At 33.4% G+C, this 24,750-nt stretch carries 22 protein-coding genes, 1 pseudogene, 1 riboswitch and 1 other annotated feature; of the genes and pseudogenes, 15 read left to right on the top strand and 8 right to left on the bottom strand.

Annotated elements, in window-relative coordinates; translation table 11 throughout:
• Nucleotides 1-242: 242 nt before the first annotated feature.
• Entirely contained in the window at nt 243-1,454 is a 1,212-nt protein-coding gene (locus AC3IS5_RS14120; RefSeq protein WP_489424992.1) for a NupC/NupG family nucleoside CNT transporter, read from the top strand.
• 110 nt (nt 1,455-1,564) lie between these two features.
• Here AC3IS5_RS14120 and AC3IS5_RS14115 read toward each other — a convergent pair whose 3' ends face one another.
• Nucleotides 1,565-2,359, bottom strand: coding sequence for an EcsC family protein (locus tag AC3IS5_RS14115; RefSeq protein WP_489424991.1), 795 nt, complete (start codon nt 2,357-2,359; stop codon nt 1,565-1,567).
• A gap of 152 nt (nt 2,360-2,511) precedes the next feature.
• On the bottom strand, nt 2,512-3,705 hold the full coding sequence (locus AC3IS5_RS14110) for a M20 family metallopeptidase (protein ID WP_489424990.1): 1,194 nt from the start codon (nt 3,703-3,705) through the stop codon (nt 2,512-2,514).
• 506 nt (nt 3,706-4,211) lie between these two features.
• Here AC3IS5_RS14110 and AC3IS5_RS14105 point away from each other — a divergent pair.
• Nucleotides 4,212-5,477 carry a M48 family metallopeptidase gene (locus tag AC3IS5_RS14105; RefSeq protein WP_489427899.1) on the top strand — a complete coding sequence of 422 codons (1,266 nt, stop codon included), beginning with the start codon at nt 4,212-4,214 and terminating at the stop codon, nt 5,475-5,477.
• Between the two features lie 260 nt (nt 5,478-5,737).
• Complete coding sequence (locus AC3IS5_RS14100) at nt 5,738-6,547, top strand: YitT family protein (RefSeq protein ID WP_489424989.1); 810 nt, start codon at nt 5,738-5,740, stop codon at nt 6,545-6,547.
• A 97-nt stretch (nt 6,548-6,644) separates the two neighbouring features.
• On the opposite strand, the gene AC3IS5_RS14095 is transcribed toward AC3IS5_RS14100, so the two are convergent.
• Nucleotides 6,645-7,904, bottom strand: coding sequence for an MFS transporter (locus AC3IS5_RS14095; RefSeq protein WP_489424988.1), 1,260 nt, complete (start codon nt 7,902-7,904; stop codon nt 6,645-6,647).
• A 360-nt stretch (nt 7,905-8,264) separates the two neighbouring features.
• On the opposite strand from AC3IS5_RS14095, the pseudogene AC3IS5_RS14090 reads away from it, so the two are divergent.
• Nucleotides 8,265-8,843, top strand: a pseudogene (locus AC3IS5_RS14090) (histidine phosphatase family protein); the annotation flags it as partial.
• Nucleotides 8,844-9,068: 225 nt separating this feature from the next.
• Nucleotides 9,069-9,719 (top strand): SIMPL domain-containing protein, encoded by a 651-nt coding sequence (locus AC3IS5_RS14085; protein ID WP_489424987.1) that lies wholly within the window; start codon nt 9,069-9,071, stop codon nt 9,717-9,719.
• 173 nt (nt 9,720-9,892) lie between these two features.
• On the opposite strand, the gene AC3IS5_RS14080 is transcribed toward AC3IS5_RS14085, so the two are convergent.
• Nucleotides 9,893-10,726: an aldo/keto reductase gene (locus tag AC3IS5_RS14080; protein ID WP_489424986.1), complete on the bottom strand. Its 834-nt coding sequence runs from the start codon at nt 10,724-10,726 to the stop codon at nt 9,893-9,895.
• The gene (locus tag AC3IS5_RS14075) at nt 10,698-11,915 is read right to left on the bottom strand and encodes an MFS transporter (protein WP_489424985.1); all 1,218 of its coding nucleotides are present in this window, start codon (nt 11,913-11,915) and stop codon (nt 10,698-10,700) included. Before AC3IS5_RS14075 ends, AC3IS5_RS14080 begins: the two co-directional genes overlap by 29 nt.
• A gap of 167 nt (nt 11,916-12,082) precedes the next feature.
• Here AC3IS5_RS14075 and AC3IS5_RS14070 point away from each other — a divergent pair, with 167 nt between their 5' ends.
• From AC3IS5_RS14070 to AC3IS5_RS14060, 3 genes are all read left to right on the top strand, one after another.
• Nucleotides 12,083-12,448, top strand: coding sequence for a winged helix-turn-helix transcriptional regulator (locus tag AC3IS5_RS14070; RefSeq protein WP_489427898.1), 366 nt, complete (start codon nt 12,083-12,085; stop codon nt 12,446-12,448).
• Between the two features lie 36 nt (nt 12,449-12,484).
• Nucleotides 12,485-12,562, top strand: a riboswitch (ZMP/ZTP riboswitch).
• Between the two features lie 245 nt (nt 12,563-12,807).
• Nucleotides 12,808-13,047, top strand: a binding site (T-box leader).
• A gap of 332 nt (nt 13,048-13,379) precedes the next feature.
• Nucleotides 13,380-15,320 (top strand): threonine--tRNA ligase, encoded by a 1,941-nt coding sequence (gene thrS, locus AC3IS5_RS14065; RefSeq protein WP_489424984.1) that lies wholly within the window; start codon nt 13,380-13,382, stop codon nt 15,318-15,320.
• Nucleotides 15,321-15,432: 112 nt separating this feature from the next.
• Nucleotides 15,433-16,182 (top strand): amidohydrolase family protein, encoded by a 750-nt coding sequence (locus AC3IS5_RS14060; protein ID WP_489424983.1) that lies wholly within the window; start codon nt 15,433-15,435, stop codon nt 16,180-16,182.
• Between the two features lie 131 nt (nt 16,183-16,313).
• Here the strand turns inward: AC3IS5_RS14060 and AC3IS5_RS14055 are convergent, their stop codons facing one another.
• Entirely contained in the window at nt 16,314-16,571 is a 258-nt protein-coding gene (locus tag AC3IS5_RS14055; RefSeq protein WP_390393269.1) for a hypothetical protein, read from the bottom strand.
• Nucleotides 16,572-16,623: 52 nt separating this feature from the next.
• Here AC3IS5_RS14055 and AC3IS5_RS14050 point away from each other — a divergent pair, with 52 nt between their 5' ends.
• Nucleotides 16,624-16,863, top strand: a complete 240-nt coding sequence (locus AC3IS5_RS14050; protein WP_489424982.1) for a hypothetical protein — start codon at nt 16,624-16,626, stop codon at nt 16,861-16,863.
• A gap of 781 nt (nt 16,864-17,644) precedes the next feature.
• Here the strand turns inward: AC3IS5_RS14050 and AC3IS5_RS14045 are convergent.
• On the bottom strand, nt 17,645-17,767 hold the full coding sequence (locus AC3IS5_RS14045) for a helix-turn-helix domain-containing protein (RefSeq protein WP_489424981.1): 123 nt from the start codon (nt 17,765-17,767) through the stop codon (nt 17,645-17,647).
• A gap of 99 nt (nt 17,768-17,866) precedes the next feature.
• Between AC3IS5_RS14045 and AC3IS5_RS14040 the strand changes: the two genes are divergently transcribed.
• From AC3IS5_RS14040 to AC3IS5_RS14030, 3 genes are read left to right on the top strand one after another with little or no spacing between them, the layout of a single operon-like run.
• The gene (locus AC3IS5_RS14040; RefSeq protein WP_489424980.1) at nt 17,867-18,196 is read left to right on the top strand and encodes a PadR family transcriptional regulator; all 330 of its coding nucleotides are present in this window, start codon (nt 17,867-17,869) and stop codon (nt 18,194-18,196) included.
• A complete protein-coding gene (locus AC3IS5_RS14035; protein ID WP_489424979.1) occupies nt 18,174-18,752 on the top strand; it encodes an HAAS signaling domain-containing protein in 579 nt (192 codons plus the stop codon). Before AC3IS5_RS14040 ends, AC3IS5_RS14035 begins: the two co-directional genes overlap by 23 nt.
• On the top strand, nt 18,749-19,345 hold the full coding sequence (locus AC3IS5_RS14030) for an NDxxF motif lipoprotein (protein WP_489424978.1): 597 nt from the start codon (nt 18,749-18,751) through the stop codon (nt 19,343-19,345). Before AC3IS5_RS14035 ends, AC3IS5_RS14030 begins: the two co-directional genes overlap by 4 nt.
• A 420-nt stretch (nt 19,346-19,765) precedes the next feature.
• Here AC3IS5_RS14030 and AC3IS5_RS14025 read toward each other — a convergent pair whose 3' ends face one another.
• A complete protein-coding gene (locus AC3IS5_RS14025) occupies nt 19,766-20,650 on the bottom strand; it encodes a helix-turn-helix domain-containing protein (protein ID WP_489424977.1) in 885 nt (294 codons plus the stop codon).
• 485 nt (nt 20,651-21,135) lie between these two features.
• On the opposite strand from AC3IS5_RS14025, the gene AC3IS5_RS14020 reads away from it, so the two are divergent.
• From AC3IS5_RS14020 to lanKC, 3 genes are all read left to right on the top strand, one after another.
• Nucleotides 21,136-21,819: a trypsin-like serine peptidase gene (locus tag AC3IS5_RS14020; protein WP_489424976.1), complete on the top strand. Its 684-nt coding sequence runs from the start codon at nt 21,136-21,138 to the stop codon at nt 21,817-21,819.
• Between the two features lie 31 nt (nt 21,820-21,850).
• Nucleotides 21,851-21,988, top strand: coding sequence for a class III lanthipeptide (locus AC3IS5_RS14015; RefSeq protein ID WP_489424975.1), 138 nt, complete (start codon nt 21,851-21,853; stop codon nt 21,986-21,988).
• Between the two features lie 61 nt (nt 21,989-22,049).
• Nucleotides 22,050-24,647, top strand: a complete 2,598-nt coding sequence (gene lanKC, locus AC3IS5_RS14010; protein ID WP_489424974.1) for a class III lanthionine synthetase LanKC — start codon at nt 22,050-22,052, stop codon at nt 24,645-24,647.
• Nucleotides 24,648-24,750: the final 103 nt, after the last annotated feature.

The following is a 24,750-nucleotide window of genomic DNA, read 5'->3' as shown; positions in this document are numbered from 1 at the left end:
AGAGCAAATATTAAAAAATAGAATGTGATAATTTTTTTGATTTAGGGAATTACTATTCAAGTCAGTTCCTGATAGACAGATGGTTTTAGGTATTTATAAATTTTGGAAACGTAGGATGATGTTACACATTAAATCCTTTGTATTATTTGATATGATTGATAATGGTTGTCTGTTGTAAGATGTCTAATTAAGGGATTTTATAAAGGGATTGTTTTCTACTACATACAAAGAAGGTGTCTAATATGAACGTATTATGGGGAATTTGCGGTATAATTGCTATTCTTGGTATAGCTTTTTTATTGTCAAGTTCAAAAAAATCAATCAATTTGCGAACGGTTTTAGGAGGATTAGTAATCCAAATTTTGTTTGCTTTTATTGTTTTAAAATGGGAAACAGGGCGTGAAGGTCTCCTAGCTTTTTCAAATGGTATACAAAATTTAATTTCTTATGCAAGTGAAGGAATTTCCTTCGTATTTGGTCCTGCAGCAGATACAGAAAATTTCGGTTTTGTCTTTGCTTTTCAAGTATTGACTGTTATCATTTTCTTCTCGTCTCTAATTTCCGTTTTATATTATTTAGGCATTATGCAGTTCTTTATCCGAATTCTCGGTGGAGCTCTTTCAAGGCTTTTGGGAACTAGTAGGGCAGAATCTGTTTCGGCTGCTGCTAATATTTTTGTAGGGCAGACGGAGGCACCTCTTGTTATCCGACCGTTTATAGCGAATATGACAAAATCAGAGCTTTTTGCTATTATGACCGGTGGACTTGCTTCGGTTTCAGGGGCAGTTTTAGTAGGATATGCATTATTAGGGGTTCCACTAGAATATTTGGTTGCTGCCAGCTTTATGGCTGCACCAGCAGGATTAATTTTAGCGAAAATCATGATTCCCGAAACGGAAGTTGTGAATGAAGAAAACTTTACAATGGAAAAAGATGATTCATCTGTCAACGTAGTTGATGCAGCTGCTCGAGGTGCTAGTGATGGATTAAAATTGGCGTTAAACGTCGGTGCAATGTTACTTGCTTTTATCGCAATAATCGCACTTCTTAATGGACTACTAGGTGGATTAGGAAGTATTTTTGGATTTAAGGAGTTAACACTTGAGGGGATTTTAGGATTCGTTTTTTCACCACTTGCATTTATTATAGGTGTTCCTTGGTCAGAAGCAGTACAAGCAGGATCTTTTATAGGGCAAAAACTAGTGTTAAACGAATTCGTTGCATATTCTGCTTTTGCACCTGAAATTGCATCATTGTCTCCGAAAACAGTAATTGTAATAAGCTTTGCATTATGTGGATTTGCAAACTTAAGTTCGATGGCGATGTTGTTAGGTGGTTTAGGTTCTATGGCACCGAGTCGTCGCGATGATGTTGCACGCTTAGGATTTAGAGCTGTCGCCGCAGGAATGTTGGCTTCATTATTAAGCGCTGCCATAGCAGGCATGTTCTTATAATTAATAATACTGTTTTAAAAAGTAACCAAGAATTTTAAAAAGAGTGTAAATAATTGTATGCTAGACCTTACCTATTGATGGGTAAGGTCTTATGTTTTTTCAATGATGATTTAGTCATACTCCAACTCTTCAAGTATCCTTCTCTTTCTATATAGCATTTTGCTCGCTTCCGCTATATCATGCACTGCTGAACGATTAATGAATGCACCGAATATGAGACCGGCAATCGGAATCATTTGAAACAGCTTCTTCCAACCAAATTGATCTCGGTAAGAATACACGACTTCACGCCAACCTTGCATTTCTGATAGAACCTCTCGTTTTGCTGATTCATCTTGGTTATCAAACATGGATAATTGGGAAAGGATTGCTTCCTTACCAACAATGTCAGAGGAGATAAATTGAAGACATTTTACAATAAATAAACGTTCTTTTTTATCATTTGGATCATAGCCATAGCAAATTGCAATGTCCTGTATAGTTTTTAACTGTAAACCTAAAAGGAGAGGGATATCAATCGATAATGTGAAAATACCTCCAATACCGGTTCCAGCTCCTTGCAGGGTGGCTAAGTTTTTTCTGTTTTTAGTCAGCCCGTCTACTGCCTGATCCATTTTAGAGATAGGAAGCGTTTTTACATCCTCAATCGTTTGTATCTCTAGTTTAGGATAATACGAAGGGATTTTAGATACTGAACTAAGGTAGTTTCCACCTGTTTGAACGTATTGTCCAAGCTCGTCCAGTAGAATTCCAATTTTATCTTGAATGAACTTAGGTGTCCATTTATCAATAATCTTAAATGGTAACCGCCCAATTTTCTCGAAAAACCATAAATCATTTTGATCTTTTTCCCAAGCTTCTACCTTTTTCAATTCTTCTATTAACCATTCCTTTGAATCATCCACTCGTTTAACCGCCTCTTTCTTTGAATACTAGTAATACGTATATGTTAATGCAAAGTTTCACTTTTAGTTAGAGGAACAAAAAAGGTATCAGTCTATGAATTTTTTCATAGCTCGATACCTATCATTTCTCATTAATAAATTTTGCGTTTTTGTTATTTTGTTATAGGTTCTTCTTTATTGTTAATAATATTATAGTCATTTACAAATTTTTCTCCAAAGGCAATACATAGTTCTGCAACTAGAGCACAACGTTTTGCAAACATATCGAATTGAATATGCTCATTTCTAGCATGGGCACCGTCTCCTGGAATACCTAGTCCATCAATAGTTGGAATACCTAAAGCAGAAGTGAAGTTCCCATCACTTGCTCCTCCTACACTAGATTCATTAACCACAATGTTCAGTTTTCTTCCTGCTTCTTGCGCAAGTTTAAATAATTGTTGATTGGCTTCGTTTCTCTCAAGTGGTGGACGGTTCAACTCACCAGTTATACTTAGTTTAGCAAGTGGGTTTTTTGGAGTGAGTTGTTCGATTGCTTGCATAATTCTTTCCGCTTCAAATAATGTGGAAATTCGAAAGTCTACGTCAATGGAAGCGTATTCTGGCACTACATTAATAGTTGTTCCACCACGAATAACACCTACGTTCACAGTTGTCCCTTTAGCATAATCTGTTAGCTCTTGAAGTTGTTGTACTAGGTAAGATATCTCTAATATAGCGTTGACACCATCTTCATGGTTATTTCCTGCGTGTGTACTTATTCCTTGTACTTCTAATTGATACATTCCCATGCCTTTTCTAGCTGTTTTTAGGTTACTCGTTTCGGCTTCAGGGGGCTCCATAACAAAAACCGCTTCACATGTTTTTGCCACCTCTTCAATCAAATCTCTCGAAGATAAACTACCGATTTCTTCATCTGAAGAAAGTAAAAATACAGGAGATATCGGTAACGCTTCTAAAGTGTTTTCTAATGAAGAAATCGCCCAAATAGATGACAATAATCCTGCTTTCATATCAAACACTCCTGGCCCATAAAACAATTCACCTTCAAGATGAATTGGTAATTCACCTTTTGGCCAAACCGTGTCAAAGTGACAAAGAAATAAAATTCGAGGTTTTGGAGAATGTTCTTTCTGGAACAGGAGGTGATTTCCATATTGGTTATTAATATATTCTGTGCAGATGTAATCTTTATCAAGACGTTTTTGGATAATTGCCTTAATCAGATTACCTGTTTTATCAACGAGGTTCTTTTCATGACTGGGTGACTCTGCTTGTACGAGATTTAAAAGATCTTCCTTAATAGTCTGTTGATGATGTAATAAAAAGACGTAATTAACTGTCATTCAGCAACACCTCTCCCTATATTCTAATTTGTAACTTAATAATAACCTCTAATATTAATATAAATCAAAATAATTTTAATATTTAAAAAATAAAAAGTTCATAAAAAAACAACGCGATTGATAGTAAAACATTAATCGCTCTGTTTTTAGTCATAAGTATGTTATAAACGCTCTTTTGGAAGGATTGTAATGAAGAGAGTAGTTCTAATATAAAGTGTTATGTATTGGCATTATGTTGGTTTATAAAACACAACATAATGCTAATGCGTTAACTAATTATTAATTTGAATTTTCGTATACATAAACAAATAAAGAAATTATGAATTTGTTCAAATTGGGGAAGAATATCCTTATAAATTTTTTCAAAAGGACAAAGTTTACTGCCAAATTTTATTTGTATCTCGGTTTAGCTAAAGTTAATAAAGCTTTAACATAGAAATCTGTTCTATCTTTGTCATTTTAGATTACACTTATTGTAGGACGAACTGAACAAGGGAGTGAACGACATAGCAAAAAAGTGGGGAATATCAGCTCTATTGTTATTTGGTGTGTATGCTTTAGCGATGTATTTTTATATTTTTCATAGTGGTGGCGGCACTATACCAGCCGCTTTAAAGGGGACTGTCGCTGATCCAGCGGAATTTATGTCTGAACATGAATTGCTATTAAGTGGAGAGTACTCGAAAATTAGGAATTTCCTCTTTTTTGTAGCGACCCCGTTTGAATGGCTCGTCTACTTCTTAATATTGCTTGTAGGGCTATCTTTTATGTTAGAAAAATGGTCAGCAGCACTTTCTAAATGGACAATCGTAAAAAATGTAATCTATCTATTTTTGTTATCAATTCTTACGTATATTGTATTATTTCCAATGGACTATTATAGCTTTTCCTTAAGTAAAAAGTATGGAATTAGTAACCAAAGCTTTTCTTCTTGGATGAGGGATGGTGTGATAGACTTTTGGGTTAACTTTGGCATGACGGTAATAGTTGTATTGGTTCTTTATTGGCTCATAAAAAAAAGTACCAAGAGATGGTGGCTATATGCCTGGCTATTAACAATCCCTTTTTCTATTTTTATCATGTTTATCCAACCGGTAGTAATTGCCCCGTTATATAATGATTTTTACCCGTTGAAAAATAAAGAATTAGAGACAAAGATTTTGTCGTTAGCCGAACAGGCAAATATTCCAGCTGAGCATGTATTTGAAGTGAACATGGCGGAAAAGACAAATGCTTTAAATGCTTATGTTACTGGGGTTGGTAGTAATTCGAGGATTGTGCTATGGGATACTACATTAAATCGTTTAACAGATAAAGAAATTTTATTCATAATGGCACATGAGATGGGACATTATGTAGAGAAACATATTTATTTTGGCATGGTTGGTTATATCTTCATGACGCTTATTGGACTTTGGCTCACGTCGAGGATCATGACTTGGATTATTAGAAGATATGGAAAGGTGTTAAAAATAAAGAAAATAAATGATATTAGTTCGCTTCCATTGTTTTTACTGATTACATCGGTTTTATTATTCGCATCAAGTCCGCTCTCAAATTATTTTTCTAGATATCAGGAATCAAGAGCTGATCAGTATGCAATAGAGTTAACGGGGGATAAAGAAGCAGCCGTGACGGCGTTTCAAAAACTCACGAAATCTGGATTAAGTGAAGTAAATCCGCCAATGCTTGTAAAATGGTTCCGATATACGCATCCACCAATGTTAGAAAGAATTTATAAAGTTGCCGATCAAACAAGTGTAGAAGAGTAATGATGGCTGTTCATGAATTGTTCATATATCTATAATTGCGAACAATTCGTGTTGTTACTGCAGGATTGTAGTTATTCTTATTTTTCAGAAAAAACTATTAAATTTTTTATTCGTTAAAACTCAACTATAATATTATTCAATTGCGCTTATGATTTGGTCACCGAGTTAATATTCGGAAGCGCTAGTTTGAAATGTTGTGTGATTTTTTTATAATGAATAAAAAAATGGTAGCACAGGATTATTCGATAGGGAGAGTAGCTATGCGCAATGTTTTTATCATTACAATTGGTTCTATTTTAGTTGGCTTTGCATATAACTTTTTGTTAATTCCTCATGAAATTCTTAGCAGTGGATTAAGTGGTATTGCAATCATGCTTGGTATTGTAACGCCTTTAAATACAGGTCTGTTAAACTTTTTATTAAATCTTCCTTTACTTATTATAGGTATAATGAAATTAGGCAAACGGTTTATTGGATATACGATTCTTTCCGTACTAGTACTTTCAGTCAGTTTGTATGTGATTCCAGTTTATCAAGTAACACATGAGCCACTCCTAGCATCACTGTTTGGTGGAGTTATAACGGGTATTGGTATTGGAATAATTTTCAAAGCATCAGGGTCATCAGGTGGCTTTGATATTATTGCGATGCTTCTAAATAAGAAAAGAGATTTTCCACTTGGAGCAATGATTTCGGCGATGAACGCAATCGTTGTAATAATTTCAGGCTTTGTATTTAGCTGGGATGCAGCTTTATATACGCTTGTAACAATCTATGCGATGGGGAAAGTTATTGATACGATTCATACGAATCACATTAAACTCACTCTCATGATCATTACCGGTAAAGGTGACGAAGTGAAGGAGAAGTTACTCTCGAATCTATATCGCGGAGTGACAATTATGGATGGTGAGGGAGCTTATACTGGTGAAGGTAGAAAAGTTCTTATTACCGTTATCACTCGTTATCAATTATCAGAAGTTAAAGAAATGATTAATGAAGTCGATCCAAATGCGTTTGTGAACATAACAGAGACAAAAGAAGTTATAGGGATGTTCCACCGTGGATAAGATATTAAAATAAAAAAAGCAGTTACCTCTATCATTTGTAAATGATGAAAGGTAACTGCTTTTTTTATGTTAAATAAGAAATAAGAAAAAAGACAAATTAATTAACTTCTAACTTCGGTTGATGTTTTTTCAACATGATGACAAATAAACTAGCTAATACACACATGCTGCCAGCTAAAATGAAAGCCCATTGATAGGAGCCAAATACTTTGAAAATAACTCCACCACCAAACGCTGCAACTCCAGCTCCAACCTGATGAGCAGCCATGATCCAGCCGTACATCAAGGTGCTTTTCTTAAGCCCAAATTCCCTTCTTGCCAGTCCAATAGTAGGTGGGACAGTGGCAATCCAATCTAAACCATAGAAAATAGAAAAAATGACTAGCCATACATAAGAACCTTGAGCTAATGCAAACGGTAAAAACAGTAAGGATATTCCTCGCAGCGCGTAATACCAAAATAGCAACCAACGATTATCAATTCGATCAGATAACCAGCCTGATAATGTTGTTCCCACTAAGTCAAATACCCCCATAAATGAGAGCATGGCAGCTGCTGTTATAACAGGAATTCCAAAACCTATGCAATAGGAGATGAAATGAGTTCCGATTAGGCCGCTTGTAGATAAACCACAGATGAAGAAACTTCCTGCAAGAAGCCAAAATTCTTTTAGTCTCAAGCCTTCCATAAGCGTACCTAGTGCTAATTTAAATGGATTTTGCTGAAGAATAGGTTGTTCAGCAGATTGATCATTATACTCCTGCCCATATGGTAGAAGCCCCTTGTCTTGAGGAAAGTCCTTCATAAAAAGAAGGATTAATAATAAGATTAATAGACTAAGAATGAAGATAAGTCCGGTTGCATAACGCCAAGAATATTGATCGATTATTGTAGCTAATACTGGCAATAATATTAATTGCCCAGTTGCTGTACTTGCCGTTAAAATCCCAACTGCGAGACCTCGCTGCTTTACAAACCAGCGATTCGCAATTTGTGTACTTAATACGGTTAAGAATAATCCAGAACCAACCCCGATCATAACGCCCCAAATCAGTATTAATTGCCATTGTGTTTGCATAACGAATGTCAATGCAAGACCAGTAGACAATGTTAGCATTGAATAAAGCATCATTCGTTTTAAACCAAAAACCTCTACAAACGCTGCCATAAAAGGCCCCGAGAAGCCATATAAAAATAAGCTCACTGCAAAGGCAAAGGAAATAGCAGGACGACTCCAGCCAAACTCAAGCTCAAAAGGATCAATAAAAACGCCTGATGAGGACCTAATGATGCCTGCAACAATAATAGAGAAGAATGTAACCGCTAGAATAATCCAGCTATAGTGAACCTTTTTCATTAAGCACTTCAACTCGTTTCTAGTTACTAACCATTGAATTACCAGTTTCATATTAAAAAATATGAAATGCTATATAAAAACAGTGATCCCATTAGTTTGCTAAATAATACGAATTGTCTAATATATTGTCAATAGGTTGGACTCAGTTAATAAGGTTAATTTCAATTTAAGTTGTTAAATTCATTAGCAAACTGATTTAAAAATAGTCAAAATTTATAGAGAAGTATGTTTATGGAATACTGAAAAGAGAAGGGTTCTTCCAAATAATAGAACTATCTAGTAGTATATTAATTAAAATGACAATTATTAATGCTAAGGGGTGGTCATACATTGAATCAAACGATTTAATTACTCCGACATGGAGAAACGGTCTTTAATTCGCAAGGCAGGTATCAAGGAGAACTGGATTCACCATTAACAGATGATGGAATTGCACAAGTGAAAAGTATTGCTAGATTGTTAAAGATGTATATTCAAGACCCAGAAGAGTGGGCAATTATTTCAAGTCCATTAGGAAGAGCTATGCAAAGTACTGAGATTATCTGTAATACATTAGGATTAGATGTATCAAAAGTAGAGATGGATGATCGCTTAAGTGAAGTATCTGTAGGTTCTTGGGCTGGGTTAACAATGAAAGAAATTGAAGAAGAATGGCCAGATCTTCTAAAGCATACAGATCCCTATAATTGGTATTTTAATTCACCTAATGGAGAAAGTTATGCTTCTGTTGAGGAACGAGTAACAGATTGGCTAAATAGTGTAGAAGGTCGTGAGAAAGTTATCGCTGTATCACATGGGTTAACAGGTAGAATATTAAGAGGAGTATACAACGATTTAGTGAAAAACCAAGCTTTAAAATTAGAAGTATCTCAAGATACATTCTTTAAACTAGAAAATCATAATGTTGAGAGATTTAGTATAGAATATGATGAATTCTAATTGACTATTTGATAGGGACTATTCAAATGGTCTTTTGTCTACTTCTTAAGTGGTTAGAATTAAGATTTCTTGAGTGAAGTGACTGTTATTTATGTCTACCTTTTACTGTCATATTAAAAATTATCATAGAACTTACTTCAAGTTATCTATTTGAAATCGATTAACAAGTTTTCAATGTACAATGCATAAGATTAATAATATGCACTATACGGAAGGTGGAATTCTGTGTTTAATCAAAATGCTCATCAACTATCATGTAACTCATTTCGCGTTATAACAGTCACGGGTAACGGGAAAGTTGCCGTTCAACCAAGTTATGTGGAACTTCAATTAGAAGTAATCACAGAAGGAAAAGATGTAAGCAAAGCGCAACAGGAAAATGCGATTATCATGAATCGTGTAATACAATCTATTTTGTCACTCAATATTCCAAGAGAGAATATTCAAACTGCTGCCTATAATATTGTGCCAAACTATGATTACGTCGAAGGTAAACAGGTTTTTAGAGGTTATGAAGTGACTAATGCCCTTACTGTTAAAGTAAAAGATACAAGTCAAGTGGGTACTGTAATTGATACAGCAGTAAAAAACGGAGCAAATCGCGTTTCAGGAATTCAATTTAAAATTGAAAATGGAGAATTTTATTATCAACAAGCGCTTAGTATAGCTCTCCATGATGCCCAAATGAAAGCAAATACAATAGCCGAGAACATGAGATTACCAATGCTTCCACAACCGATAGAGATTGTAGAAGAGAGTAATGCGGGCCATGCACTATATAAAACTGTTGCCATGACTGAGCAGAATGTCTCTACCCCAATTGAACAAGGGCAAATTACAATTAGTGCATCATTAAGAGTCAAATTTCAGTACTAGTATATAGGGGGATTTCTAGTTAGATTGAATAGGGAATAGTGGAAGAAAATAATCTTGTAAAATAAATTGATTAGTAATAAATAATAATAAAATCAATAGCCATATTGTTTTTAAATAAAATAACCCCAGATGAGCATAAATACTCGTCTGGGGTTTTATATGATTAACCTATATTAAAAATTAAATTCATCTGGGTTTGGACCACAGCGGAAGTTCTCATTTAATGCATCAATTTGAGTCATTTCTTCAGTAGTTAGTTCAAAGTCAAAGACATTAATATTTTCTTCCATGCGTGACTCAGTCATTGTTTTTGGAATTGTTACAACTTGATGTAGTAAATCCCATTTTAAGACGATTTGAGCAGCTGTTTTGTTATGTTTAGCAGCAATACTTTGTAGAGTTTCATCTTTTAACAGTTCGCCGTTCATTAGTGGAGACCATGCTTCAACTTGGATGTCATGCTCCGCACAATAGTTACGCACCTCTTCCTGTGTAAGGCGTGGGTGGAATTCAATTTGATTGATAACTGGTTTGATTTCTGTTTCTTTAAGTAAATTTTCTAAGTGGTGAACTTGGAAGTTACTTACGCCGATTGAACGAACTCGACCCTCTTTATAGATCGTTTCAAGTGCTTTATATGCATCCAAATATTGATCATGACCAGGCCAGTGGATTAAGTATAAATCTAAATAATCTAATCCCATTTTTGATAAACTGTCATCGTATGCGGCAAGTGCAGCTTCATAATTTAAGCCGGCATTCCAAACTTTTGATGTGATAAATAATTCCTCACGAGTAACTAAACCCTCAGCAATTGCCTCTTTAATACCTTGTCCTACCATTTCTTCATTGCCATAAATTTGTGCAGTATCAATACTACGGTAGCCTTTTTTTATTGCAGTTTTAACAGCTTTTGCAAGTTCCGCCCCATTTTCTACACGGAAAACACCGTAGCCTAAGACGGGCATTTTGATCCCATTATTTAATGTTGTTGTTTGTAAGTTCATTTTGAACACTCTCCTCATTTTTTTCTTGTTTGACACAGATTGCTGCTAATAGAACAGCTCCTGTAACCATAATTCCTGCAATCCAGGTTGTATGGATTAATCCCATTGACTTGGCGATAACGCCTCCAGCATATGACCCAATCGCAATTCCAGCATTGAAAGCAGCAATGTTAATAGCAGAAGCGACATCTACAGCGCTAGGGACAAAACGTTCAGCTAATATCACGACATAAGTTTGAAGCCCTGGGACATTCATAAATGCAAAGAGCCCCATGAATAAAATCGTAATTAGACCAGCTACTTTGAATGGTACGGTGAAGTAAAGAACAAATAACACAATCGCTTGAATCACGAACATATAAAATAATGCACGAATTGGATTGTTATTTGCTAGTTTACCACCAATAGTATTACCAATGGCAACTGTAACGCCATAGAATAAGATAATTAGAGTTACTGTTTTTGCCGAAAAACCACTCACTTCTTGCAATAAAGGTGATAGATACGTAAAGACGACAAATGTACCACCATAACCTAATGCAGTAATGATGAACACTAGCAACAATCGTCCGTTTTTTACTAACTTAAGCTGTTCAGCAAACCCTGTTTTGGTACCTTTTTGGATAGAAGAAGGTACTAAAACAATATTGGCAATTAAAGCTAGAATTCCAATCACGACTATAAATGCAAATGCCATGCGCCATCCGAATTGTTGTCCAATTAATGTCCCGAAAGGTACACCTGTTATTGTAGCGACAGTTAATCCAGTGAACATAATCGCTATCGCACTCGCTCGACGATTTGCTGGTACAAGACTAGCAGCAATTGTAGAGCCAATTGACATAAATACACCATGAGCTAAAGCAGAAACTAGTCTCGCTACAAGTAATATGCCGATAGTTGTAGAGAACATAGCTATACTATTGCCAATGATGAAAATCAGCATAATCCCTAGTAATAGTTTCTTTCGAGGAATATGGGCTAGTAGAGATGTCAGTACAGGCGCCCCGATCATTACACCAATCGCATAAATAGACACGGTCAAACCCGTTACTTGAAGTGAAGTTTGTAAATCGGCCGCAATCATTGGTAGTAAACCAATGCTTATAAATTCAGTTGTCCCAATGGCAAAAGCAGTCACTGCCAGTGCAAGCAGAGCCTTTGTATTATTTTGTTTCGGTTCTTTCATAGAATCTCCTTCTTTTAATCAGTGTGCAATTACTTGCCAAATGTTCCGGAACAAATGTTATTATGGAGCATGTAAAACAGAAAGGGAAGTACGTACTTTTTTGTTATATAGGAACCTTTTAGTATCTACAAACGAACGTTCTCATAAATAGAAAGAGGTTATAAATGATGGAAACGAAGAAAAAATACAATATATCGGTAGAAGCAACACTGGAAGTTATCGGAGGAAAATGGAAATGTGTAATTTTATGTCATCTCACTCATGGAAAAAAACGTACAAGCGAATTGAAACGACTGATGCCAAATATTTCGCAAAAAATGTTAACTCAGCAATTACGTGAATTAGAAAATGATGGTGTCATTAACCGTATTCTATATCATGAACTACCACCAAAAGTAGAATATGAGCTAAGCGATTACGGTAAGAGTTTAGAACCTATACTGACTTCACTTTGTAATTGGGGAGAGGAGCATATTGTCAAAGTGTATGGTAGTAAAGAGGGTTACTTAGAGAATAATGGATTGAATGATTAGTGATAATGAAAAATACGGTTAATATCCATAATATAGATGAATGAATGTAACTGGCGTAGCATGGATTACCATGAGGGAGCATATAGAAATTCGTCGTACGTCTGGGCAGGTATTTAGTAAGTGGAATGCTTACTGAATACCTTTTTTGCTGGAAATTTTTATAGAAAAAGGTAGAAAAGTGGATTTTTTGTAGGATATTCTAGCAGCATTAGGCGTGCTGATAAACGCAAGGATATTATTTTCTTAGCAGAACTACCACTATTTGATTGAGTAACCAATTGATTTTTATGCTAAAATCTTGAAAAAACTTTTTATTGACTAATGGAAAATAATCCTATATAGTGGTAAAAATCAGAATAATGAATGCAATGACAAGGATATGAGTAGTTCATAACGGTTTACAGAGAGGGAAGGCAAGGCTGAAAACTTCCTAATGCGGCTGAATTATTTACCACCTTGGAGCAGTATTGGTGAAATACGAGTAATCAGTACCGTAGAAGCAACGATAAAGCTTACACAAAGCCATCAATAGGTAACATATTAGTTATGAGATGGAAATTTGGGTGGAACCACGGGTATTATACACACTCGTCCCTTCATGAGGGATGAGTGTGTTTTTTGTTTTTTAAATAAATATAGAATGCAATGATAAGGACACGAGTAATTCTAACCGCTTTACAGAGAGGGAAGGCAAGGTTGAAAACTTCCTAATGCGGCTGAATTATTTACCACCTTGGAGCAGTATTGGTGAAATACGAGTAATCAATACCGTAGAAGCAACGATAAAGCTTACACAAAGCCATCAATAGGTAGCTCATTGAGTTATGAGATTGAAATTTGGGTGGAACCACGGGTACATGACACGCACTCGTCCCTTTATACAGGGATGTGTGCGTGTTTTTATTTTATAAAAAAATAGGAGTGAAGTGTCATGAGTCAAAAGGAAGTTTTGATTAAGTTTCCAGATGGAAATGAAAAGCAGTATAAGCTGGGCATTTCATTAGGTGAAATCGCGAGTTCTATTAGTTCTAGTCTGAAAAAGAAGTCGGTGGCGGGAGAAGTCAATGGCATACGATATGATTTGAATCGTAATATTACACATGATGCAGAAGTGGAGTTATATGATTTAGAGTCTACAGCTGGTATAGAGATTATGAGACATACTTCAGCTCATGTATTGGCTCAAGCAATAAGACGATTATATGGTGATGTGAACTTAGGGGTAGGGCCAGTGATCGACAATGGTTTCTATTATGATGTTGACATGGAAAATACAATTACTGTCCAGGATTTAGCGATAATAGAGAAAGAAATGTCTAAAATAATAGCTGAAAATATAGAGATTGTACGTGTTGAATTGTCACGTGAAGAGGCGAAAGAACTTTTTCAAAAAGATCCATTAAAGCTAGAGCTATTAGAAGACATTCCTCAAGATGAAATGGTAACAGTATATCGCCAAGGAGATTTTGTGGATTTGTGTCGAGGTCCGCATTTACCAGCAACTCGATTTATAAAAGCATTTAAATTAACACATATTTCAGGGGCATATTGGAGAGGGGATAGTAACAATAAAGTAATACAACGTATATATGGTGTGGCTTTTGCTACAAAAGAAGAGATGGAAGAATATTTTCATTTTGTAGAGGAAGCGCAAAAAAGAAATCATCGTAAACTAGGGAATGAATTAGAGTTATTTATGTTCTCAGAAGAAGCACCAGGTATGCCATTTTACCTTGCTAATGGGCAAATTATTCGAAATGAATTAGAAGTGTTTTTACGTAAGCTTCAGCATCAATATGATTATCAAGAAGTACGTACACCATTTATGATGAATAAAAGATTGTGGGAGCAATCCGGACATTGGGATCATTACAAAGAAAATATGTATTTCACAGAAGTAGATGATCAAGAATTTGCATTGAAACCAATGAATTGTCCAGGTCATATGCTAATTTTCAAAGATAAACGTCGGTCATATCGAGAGCTTCCGATTCGAATGGCTGAATTTGGTCAAGTGCATCGACATGAATTTAGTGGAGCATTAAATGGTTTATTACGTGTTCGCACATTCTGCCAAGATGATGCACATATCTTTGTCAGAACAGATCAAATTGAAAATGAAATTTTACTAGCCTTACGTTTAATTGACCGTGTATACAAAACTTTTGGTTTTGAATATGACATTGAATTATCCACACGTCCAGAAGATTTTATGGGAAGTGTGCAGTTATGGGAACAGGCAGAAGCATCTCTTGAAAGAGTATTAAAAAACCTTGGCTATCCATACAGAATTAATGAGGGAGACGGTGCATTTTATGGACCTAAGATTGATATTCATATAAAAGATGCAATTAAACGTAGCCATCAATGTGCAACAGTTCAACTTGATTTCCAACTACCAGAGAAGTTTGACTTAACATATATTGATGAACAAAATCAAAAGGTAAGACCTGTCGTGATACACCGTGCGGTTTTTGGATCAATTGATCGTTTCCTTGGAATATTGATTGAACACTTTGGTGGTGCATTCCCCATTTGGCTATCACCTATTCAAGTTCAAGTGATTCCCGTATCAAACTCAATTCATAAAGAGTATGCTGAAGAAGTTATTAGACGCTTAAAACAAGAGGGAATTAGAGTTCAACTTGATATACGAGAAGAGAAATTAGGATATAAAATACGTGAAGCTCAAATGAAGAAAATTCCATTTATTCTTATTGTCGGGGATAATGAGCTGGAAAATCAATCTGTTAACTTAAGACAATATGGTCAGGAGAATTCATTGGAAGTTCAGCTTGATGATTTTATTTCTAAAATAAAGAATGTCATTGAAAATAAATCTTTGAATAATAATGAATATGATCTTGGTTAACTAATTACAAATTATTCAAGTGTCATAAGAAAAACCGATGAGTAACATTAGTTTTTTATAAATTTAATTTATTCCTCTCCTTCTTTACAATAATAATAAAGGGGGAGAGGGAATGAAAATATTTGATGCACATTTGCACATTATCGATTTTGGATTTCCAATTCAAGAAAATCAAGGATATATACCACCATCATTCTTAGTTGAAGACTATCAACATGTGACAAAGGAATTCGAAATTATTGGTGGTGCCATTGTTTCAGGTTCATTTCAAGGATATGATCAAGGTTATTTAATCAAAGCTCTTAAGGAGATGGGTCCTTCTTTTTATGGAGTAACACAGTTGCCATTTAATACAACGGATCAAAATATCCTTCAATTAAATGACCATGGTGTCAGAGCTCTTCGCTTTAACGTCAAACGTGGTGGTTCTGAGGACTTATCTCAGCTAGATTATTTTGCAAGACGCGTATATGATTTAGTCGGATGGCACAGTGAATTATATATTGATGCTAAAGATTTGATTGAGATTAAAGAAGTTATTCGTAAATTACCAGCGATTTCAATAGATCACTTAGGTTTATCAGAGGAAGGGTTACCGATTTTACTCGACCTTGTAGAAAGTGGTGTACACGTAAAAGCGACTGGTTTTGGAAGAGTTGAGTTAGATGTGGTCAAAGCGTTGAAAGCTATTCATGAAGTAAATCATGAAGCGTTGATGTTCGGAACTGATTTACCTTCAACTCGTGCAAAACGTCCATTTGATATTAAAGATATTCATGTAATACTTGAGAAATTTGATACAAAAAACGCTAATCGAATTCTTTATGAAAATGCGGTTAAATGGTATTCATGTAAAAAGTAAAAATAATGTGATGTTTAATAATAAAAATACTACAGCCCAATTGTTAAGAAGAACATAACAGTTGGGCTGTAGTTCATTATAAGTTTTTATTCTATATTTCTTCTTCTATTAACTCTCGGTTTTCTAATAACTTACATTTTAGATATTGGCATGAATTTTGTGAAATAAGCACCAAAAATCAACAGGACAACTGTAATAGACCAATTCAATAACCCCATAAAATCAAACCAGTAAGCAAAAAGGTTAGTGATCGCTATAAGATAAAGAAAAATTGGAGTTAGTGCACTTTTAATCCCAGTTATACCTGCATTTTTTCTTTTTCGAATCATAATAGAAATTGAAAAGATAAGAGTGATAAGCAAAACGATGGATAAAATAATCGGTACCAATATAAATACCTCCTTATTTTTGAAAATGTATCTAAAAGACGAGGAGAAACTATTGGAACAGGAATTAAGTCTTGAAAATAGAGTTCTATTGCAAGTTATTGATGGCCAAAAAAATGATAAGTTACAACTAATAATAAAAGATTTAGAGAGTGAGATTTTACAACTTAAAATGGAAAACAACAAACTATTACATAAAAATCAACATTTAGAGATAAAGATAAAAGATACTACTGAAACTGTGAAACTAATGAATGTAATTCTGAGATTAATAGAAAAGCTATTAAATCGATAAAATAAAGTGACTTATGGCTATAGTTCTTGAAAAACGTAAAAATTGTTGCTTGTGAAAAGCTCTCAAAAGCAAACAACTTTTAGTTTACCTATCCATGTACGCTTAAAATGATTTCAGAGCTAATGTAAGGAGAACTATTTTGGTTGAATGAATAGTTGGTGTACTTGGTGACAGCTTTTGGACAAGATTGGAAGATGATTCAGTCTTCAGTACACCAAGAAAAGGGGATAGATAGAATGAAAAAGATTTTTGAGACTAGGCTGTTTTTTGGAATTTTACCTAAGCAAATCCAAGTAGGAAGTATTACATAAGATGCGTCCACGTCACCACAGCACATTCATATAAAACCGGTTTAGTTAATCGTATGTCTTGAATAAATGAAGAGTTAATTCACCTAGTTTTTTATATTGTAGAAAAATATTAGAATCCTTATATTTCGTTACAATAAAATGTAAAAGGTGTATAGTTTTATATATAACTTATAAAAGTTGGGTGTATTCTTATAAGTTAAAAAGTGCGAATTTTCAGTTTTTCATGAGCAAACTGGTAATACGTACTTTTAGGCAACTTTAAAACGCGACACATCAATTGAACAGGATAGTGTGCCTTCTCTTCATTAATATTTTCGATAATTTCTTGATCCGTCACTTTTTCGCGAATATGGTCATAGCTATTTTAAAAATTCTACCTCTTGTTTTAAGCGTAAGTTTTCTTTCTGTGTGGCTGATATATCAGCTGGTGTAAGTGATTCTTCAACTTCAATTGGTGAATGTACTTTAAATCATTTATAGATAGTTACTTCAGTGACACCATATTCACTGGCAAGTTGATTGATGGGTGTACCGGTGCGATAAAGTTCTACGAATGTTTCTTTGAATTCTTTGTTGTAACGTTTTTGTTTCATTACGGACACGTCCTTTCTTAATTTCTAGGATAGGGACTTAACTTTAATGTGTCCATACATCTATACTAACTTAAGTCATTCAAATGTTGGTGATAAATTATGAACGCTCAGTTTAAAAAAGGTGTACTTGATTTAATAGTCTTATTGATAATAAACAAAGAGGATGAATACGGCTATTCACTAGTAAAAAAAATATCTAGTAAAATTACCATATCTGAAGGCACTGTTTATCCTATATTAGGAAGATTGGTAAAAGAAAAACATTTAACTACTTATCATCAAGAATCAACAGAAGGACCATTTAGAAAATACTACAAAATTACAAAGGATGGAATGGATAAACTTGAAACGTTGAAGTTTGAATGGAAAGAGTTTTTCCTAATTATTAATCGCTTTATCGAGGAGAATGATAAACTTGAACAAGAATAATTTTTTGAAATTACTCAAAAATAGTTTGAAGTTTATGTCTGAAAAAGAAAAAAAAGAAATAATAGATGAATATATTATGCACTTTGCTGAGGGAAAACATGAAAATAAAAGTGAAGAGGAAATCTCTAAAGAATTGGGGAATCCTGTAGAGATTGCTAAAGAATTAAACGCTGTTTATTCTATTAAGAAGGTTGAAGAGAATAAGAGCATTAGAAGTATGTTTACAGCTCTGTTGTCAATTATGGGATTAGGTGTAATGAATTCTATTATTATTATTATGAGTTTATTTGTGCTACTAATACTCTCACCATTTATATTAGCTTATATCATTGGTGTACCTATCATGATTCTATCACCACTGATTTTAATTGTAATGGGATTTGTTAATGGATTTAGTACAATTGGATTTGGAGAAGTTTTCGAGTCCGTAAAAGGGTTTATTATAGGCTCTTTTTTAGCATTCCTAGGATATTATATAGGGAAATCTTTTGTTAGACTATTTATTAAATACTTGAGATGGAACACTTCAATTGCAAGGGGAGAGCATTTATTATGAGAAGGATTTTTTACAGCTTTCTAATTCTTTTGATACTAAGCGCGTGTTCGCAGGAAAAATATATTGACGTTACAGAAGATGAAATTCTTCTTACTACTCAGGACGTAGTGATTCCTAGTATCATTTTCACCTCTGAAAAACAAGATAGTATAATAGCCGAAGATGAAATAAAACTAAGCATAAAAACATATCTAGATAGCTATGAAGAATTATCTAATGCTAGTGAACCATTTCAAGAGATTATATATGAAGATAAGGAATTTAATAAAAGTGAATTAGAGAAATTCGACAAAATTAACAAGCTTACAAAAGAAAATGATAAGAATTTTTCTGACTATATTTTAAATAATACATTGCCTGAAGGTTATCAAGAAGAATCTGAAAGAATTAGCCAGTACATTACAGCTGTAAATGAGACTCTTTATGGAGTAGGTGAAATGCTAGATGAAGTAAATAATGAAGTTCTTCCAAAAGTAAACATTGGATCAATAATTGGTAAGCGTGATGTGGTGAATGGAAGAGAACAGAAAAAAATAGAAGACTTCCTTGATAAGAAACATATTGATACTAAAGCATTTGGACGACAACATTAAGAAAAGTAACAGAGTAATTCATTGAGCTTTATAAGATTGAAGCTAAAAAAGGCTGTCCCAAAAATCCAAACTGGTTTCCTGGGTTTTGAGGGCAGCCTTTAGTATTAATGATTGTGACCGACTAGGTCAAGGCTATAGAATGGTTAATATTCTTGCGAGATTGCCACAACAAAGCCTTTCAAACTTTCAAAATGGGGTATTGAGTCATAAAAGATCTATAAGTAATTAGAACTGGTTAATTTGGTAAGATCAGAATGAGGATAGATGAAATGAAAAAATTTAATAAAAAAGGCCATCCATTTTAGGACGGCCTTTTTGTTTTTCATATTATAGAAAAATATTAGAATACTTATATCTTGTTACAATAAAATGGTAAAAGTGTATAATTTTATATATAAAATATAATTTGGGTATATTCTTCTAAGTCAAAAAGTAAGATTTTTCAGATCGAATTATTTGTGTATATAAGTGTCTATTTAATAATTTAAAAAAGAATAGTGCATTTTTATAGCAAATTTTCACTTGTTCTATCTCTATATTTTGTTGTTCGTAGCACTGTCCAAGGTAATAATAAAAATTTCCTATAAGCGACATATTTTCATGTTCAATAGATTTATCTATACCGTTTTTACAAGAAAGTATAGCTTCTTGATAGTTCCTCATATCATAAAGAGTTTTTGTTTTATTATAAATAACTCTTAAATGATAAATCTTTGGATCTAATCTAGGTGAATCCGGTAAAGTGCTATTTATGTTTATTTTATTGTAATAAAACAAAGCATTAGTATGGTCATCTTTCGTAGAGTATAAAAAGGCTATCGTGTTATGTATCCGATCGATTAGGTAATTTACATTTAGTATTTTTGATGGAACAGTAGTTAAAAGCGTCTTTATACTTGCTATAGCTTCATTAAGATCCATTTTTTTAACATGAAAAGAACTTAGATAATATTGCCATTTTAAAAAGATCTGAAACCAAGGATCTCCGGGAGATTTTTTTAACTCATTACGTGTAACTTCATAAACAGTATTAAACTTTTGCTTTAATGTGAGTTCTTCAATTTCATACATGAACTTATGAGTATATGCATAATCGTCTGTAATTAATATATCAATTAAGTATGTGGTTTGTACTTTTAATTTTGAAGAAAGAGCATCAAGTATTTCTACGCCAGGGATTATTTCTCCTTTTTCAATCATACTTATCGTTGGTTGTGTACATATGCTCTCACATAATTCTTTTTGTGTTAGATTTAAAAGTTTTCTTAGTCGAGTAATCTCTTTCCCAAATTGATTATTTTTCATCTTTTCACCCTATTCTATTATTTATAAAGGAGAGTTTTATCCTATGAAAAAATTCTTATTATTCATTATTTTCCTATTAACAATTACTATTATAGGTGATTTTACAACAATACCCCTACTAGATTTACCATTTGAAGTGTAAAATTATGATTTTTTGACTCTTTAATGGCCCAAGGGAAACAACAATGGCCCGCAATTTACTGAAAATATAGAAAAACAATAAAAGTTCCAAAGAAAAACAGTACGTTTTTCTTTGGAACTTTTATTATGGGGTTTTATTAACTGCCCCTTTTTAAGTGTCAATCTTTATAATAATAATCGATTCTTATCCTTTCAAGCATTTTCGGCCATAATTGCCAAACATAGTACTATGCATAGCGTTATATTATACATAAAACATTACTTTACAAACAAAATATTGAAGCGTTCGTTTTTTGGTAGTATTGTTTATTTATACCAATTATCAATCTAAGGAATGAGGAATAATGATTAAATTACCTATGAAGGAAATAAATAAAAAAACAACAATGAATACAGGATTATTGAAAATAAAACAAAATAAAACCAAGTTTATAAGCAACGCTTCATTAATTGAGGGTTTGAACTATCCATTAGTTTGTACTGCTGCACATTGTGTCTTTGATTGGTATAAGCAATTATTTGCAAATGAAGTAACCTTTATAACTGATGATAATAAAGAATATGAAATTGAAGAAATCTACATTAGTAATGAGTGGGTTAATAATGGGATAGTAGATTATGATACTGCTTTTTTGACCTTAAGGGAACCACCTTTAGAAATGGACAATATAATCAAACCTTTATTTAATAACTTATCAAAAAAACAGAATACAATAGTACTTTCAATTGGTAAAAAATTCCTAGGAAGGAAAAAAGTCGAAATAATCAGAAGCATAACTTTTGAAGATCATATTAACAATTCATCATTGTTAGGTTTAAAAGGTAAATTGGGAGTGGGTAGTTCGGGGAGCCCTTGGATACTGGAAATGGATCGTGAATATTTTCAATTTTCAAACACTAGTTTATCGTTTAATAGTGTTAAAGATATAATTTGGGGACCCTATTGGGGAGAACATATAGAAAATTTATATCTACATGCAAATAAAAAAGGTAGTGACTTAGAAAATATAATTATTTATAAAATATAATTATTTATAAAATAGAAAGGAGGTGTTATCTATGTCTAGATCTGCTGTTTTATCTTTGCAAAGTTTAAAAACATATACGAGTGGCAATGAGCCAATTGGTTCAAATGTTAGCGTTAATTGTAAAACACAAAGTAGTATAAGCCTTTTCTTCTGTGTTAGTCCTAAATAATAATTAAAATACATAAGCACAAATCAACTTAGTTAATTTGTGCTTATATGGGGGTGTTCTAATGGATAATAGATATATAAAGTACATAAATAAAAACCTTTACTATAGTATTGCTAGTGAAGTTAATCAAGGGTTATTAAATATAGACTATCCACTTGATAATTATGTATTAATTGATGGTGAGCATTGGACAAACATAATGGCAAAAAGTGCAAAACTCCCTAATCAAGGATGGAAAATTCATGTTAGTACGGATAGAGAAGAATCGCAAAAAACTTTAGATATTGTTTCCAAGTTAATGATAGAAAGAAACATATCGTTTAAATATGTTAAAGGTAATAGGGAGCTAATGCTGAAGGATTCTAAATATGGAGATAGAGGTTCTTCAGGGAAGTTTATAACTATATATCCTGAAAATACTGATCAATTCATCGACTTATTGAGTTTATTAGAGACTAATTTGGCTCATTTAAAACCTGGCCCTTATATATTAAATGATAAAAGATGGTATAACTCCAATATATATTTTAGATATGGTGCCTTCATGTCCAGGTCTCTATATATAGATGGTGAAAAAGTTGAAGCTATAGAAAATTTAGAAGGCGAACTTATTGAAGATAAAAGGGTTCCTTATTATTACCTACCTGATTTTGTAGAAGAGCCACTAGAAATTAGAAAAATGGATGAAGCATTGGATCAGTTCGATACTTCATCTCCTCTGGATAATTTTGATATAAATGAGGCTTTGCATTTTAGTAATGGAGGTGGCGTTTATATCAGTGAAAATAAAAGTAGTAATATGAAAGTCATTCTAAAAGAAGGAAGGCCTCATACTGCAGTAGACGCTCAAGGGCGTGATGCATTTTCTAGGATTGTTAATGAAAGTGAGATACTTGATAAATTAGAAAAGGCAAAATACCCAGTAAAAAAAATAAGTTCTTTCCGTGCTTGGGAACACTATTTTATAGAAGAAGAGTATATCGAAGGTGATTCGTTATCTGAATGGCTAGTTAGGAACTATCCTTTTAGTTCTGATTTTAAAAATGAGTCTTATACGGAATCATGTGTAAATATCATTAATCAACTAATTGAAGCTATAGACGAAATCCACAGAAATAATATTGGTATGGGCGACTTACAACCTGCAAATGTCATAATCACCAAAGAAGAGCAAGTGAGATTAATTGATTTTGAAACAGCAGGTTCAACAGAGGAGTCTCTTTCTGGATTAATGACCCCCGGTTTCATAGGAAATCAAGAAATGAATAAAGAACAAAGTGATTGGTTTGCATTACTAAGGATAGCTAAACAGCTATTTGTACCAATTGGCTGTGTTCAAGATATTTCTTGGAATATGGACACTATTCATAGTAATTGGGTTCAAGTTGTATATGGAGAAAAGGCAAATACAATAATTGAACGTATTGAATCATTGTGTAAAATTCACCAATCACGTCCTATGGAAGAGTTACTGACTACAAATGGACACATGAAACAAGAATTTGACCTATCAGTAATGAAATTAAAACTACGCAATTCAATTTTAAAAGACATTAAAAATGAAGATAGACTTTTGCCTGGAGATATTCGGCAATATGAAATGGAAACAGGAATGATAAATGTGTTAACTGGTGGTTTTGGTATTGCCATGGCATTACATAGAACCGGAGGGATAAATCAAATAGTAAAGGATTGGATTGAAAATCAAGATATCAATAAACTCCTTCATTTAGAAAATGGTTTATTCACCGGTAAAATGGGCATAGCATCAGTTTTATGGGAGCTTGGTTATCATGAGAAAGCAAAGACTATATTCGACTCGTTTATTGATTTTAAACACATTGAAGATATTTCTTTTGCGACAGGTTTAAGTGGTATCGGATTCGCACATTTGGGATTTAGTTACGAAGTAGACGATCCTAAATACTTAGATATTTGTCTCTATATCGGAGAATTATTAATAGATAAATTAAATTCTGATGCACCAATTATTACTTTTGATTACGATGTTGTTGATAAAGGAATCATGACCAGTTGGGCTGGGGTTTCTTTGTATTTTACTGCACTGTATAAAAAAACAAGAGATAATAAATGGCTATTATTATCGGAACAGGCATTGGAAAAGGACCTAAAACTAGGAATGTTCGATGACACAGGCTTGTATCAAATTGATGATGAGTTTAGGATATTACCGTATCTTGCTGGTGGAAGCAGTGGTTTGTCTTTACCTATTGTTGAGTTAGAGCTAAATGCAAAAATGAAGAAATGGAATAAAGAAATTGATGGTATTAGTAAAATATCAAAAAGCAAATGCTTTTACAATGCTGGATTATTCCAAGGAACTACGGGTATTTTAGCTGTTGCAAATCTATTAGAGTTATATACCAAAAAAAATAGTTTAGTTAGCTCGGCATTATTCACGCTAAATTTGCACTTATTCGAGGATGATGATTGTATATTTGTTCCTGGTGATTCTTGTTTTAGACTTTCTGGTGATATCATGTCTGGTTCTTCAGGTTTATTGTTAACAGTAAATGATATTTTAGAAAGTAAAAATCACTCGTGGATTCCTATACTCAATTTAGAAAAAGTATTTAGTTCCTCAAGCTTTAAAGAAGAAAGTTTACAAAGTACGACAGAATTGCCCTCTCATGTGTAAGGTGACCTTTTAACCGTAAGGATACTGAAATTTGAGAGTACTATAGTCCAAAGAAAAGCATCAGATTTGCTTTTGAAACTATTAATATACGTGAGGATCGTAA

This window comes from Viridibacillus sp. KH_047 (genome assembly GCF_057838945.1).
Note: the sequence above shows the minus strand (reverse complement) of the source record. Positions and strands in the feature narration are given on the sequence as shown.

What these genes read in the sequence shown, in the direction of transcription:
- thrS (WP_489424984.1), top strand. Translation starts at nt 13,380, where the DNA reads ATGAGTCAAAAGGAAGTTTTGATTAAGTTTCCAGATGGAAATGAAAAG.
- AC3IS5_RS14015 (WP_489424975.1), top strand. Translation starts at nt 21,851, where the DNA reads ATGTCTAGATCTGCTGTTTTATCTTTGCAAAGTTTAAAAACATATACG.
- AC3IS5_RS14060 (WP_489424983.1), top strand. Translation starts at nt 15,433, where the DNA reads ATGAAAATATTTGATGCACATTTGCACATTATCGATTTTGGATTTCCA.
- AC3IS5_RS14035 (WP_489424979.1), top strand. Translation starts at nt 18,174, where the DNA reads ATGATAAACTTGAACAAGAATAATTTTTTGAAATTACTCAAAAATAGT.
- AC3IS5_RS14110 (WP_489424990.1), bottom strand. Translation starts at nt 3,705, where the DNA reads ATGACAGTTAATTACGTCTTTTTATTACATCATCAACAGACTATTAAG.
- AC3IS5_RS14025 (WP_489424977.1), bottom strand. Translation starts at nt 20,650, where the DNA reads ATGAAAAATAATCAATTTGGGAAAGAGATTACTCGACTAAGAAAACTT.
- AC3IS5_RS14040 (WP_489424980.1), top strand. Translation starts at nt 17,867, where the DNA reads ATGAACGCTCAGTTTAAAAAAGGTGTACTTGATTTAATAGTCTTATTG.
- AC3IS5_RS14100 (WP_489424989.1), top strand. Translation starts at nt 5,738, where the DNA reads ATGCGCAATGTTTTTATCATTACAATTGGTTCTATTTTAGTTGGCTTT.
- AC3IS5_RS14030 (WP_489424978.1), top strand. Translation starts at nt 18,749, where the DNA reads ATGAGAAGGATTTTTTACAGCTTTCTAATTCTTTTGATACTAAGCGCG.
- AC3IS5_RS14075 (WP_489424985.1), bottom strand. Translation starts at nt 11,915, where the DNA reads ATGAAAGAACCGAAACAAAATAATACAAAGGCTCTGCTTGCACTGGCA.
- AC3IS5_RS14045 (WP_489424981.1), bottom strand. Translation starts at nt 17,767, where the DNA reads ATGAAACAAAAACGTTACAACAAAGAATTCAAAGAAACATTCGTAGAA.
- AC3IS5_RS14120 (WP_489424992.1), top strand. Translation starts at nt 243, where the DNA reads ATGAACGTATTATGGGGAATTTGCGGTATAATTGCTATTCTTGGTATA.
- lanKC (WP_489424974.1), top strand. Translation starts at nt 22,050, where the DNA reads ATGGATAATAGATATATAAAGTACATAAATAAAAACCTTTACTATAGT.
- AC3IS5_RS14070 (WP_489427898.1), top strand. Translation starts at nt 12,083, where the DNA reads ATGGAAACGAAGAAAAAATACAATATATCGGTAGAAGCAACACTGGAA.
- AC3IS5_RS14080 (WP_489424986.1), bottom strand. Translation starts at nt 10,726, where the DNA reads ATGAACTTACAAACAACAACATTAAATAATGGGATCAAAATGCCCGTC.
- AC3IS5_RS14020 (WP_489424976.1), top strand. Translation starts at nt 21,136, where the DNA reads ATGATTAAATTACCTATGAAGGAAATAAATAAAAAAACAACAATGAAT.
- AC3IS5_RS14095 (WP_489424988.1), bottom strand. Translation starts at nt 7,904, where the DNA reads ATGAAAAAGGTTCACTATAGCTGGATTATTCTAGCGGTTACATTCTTC.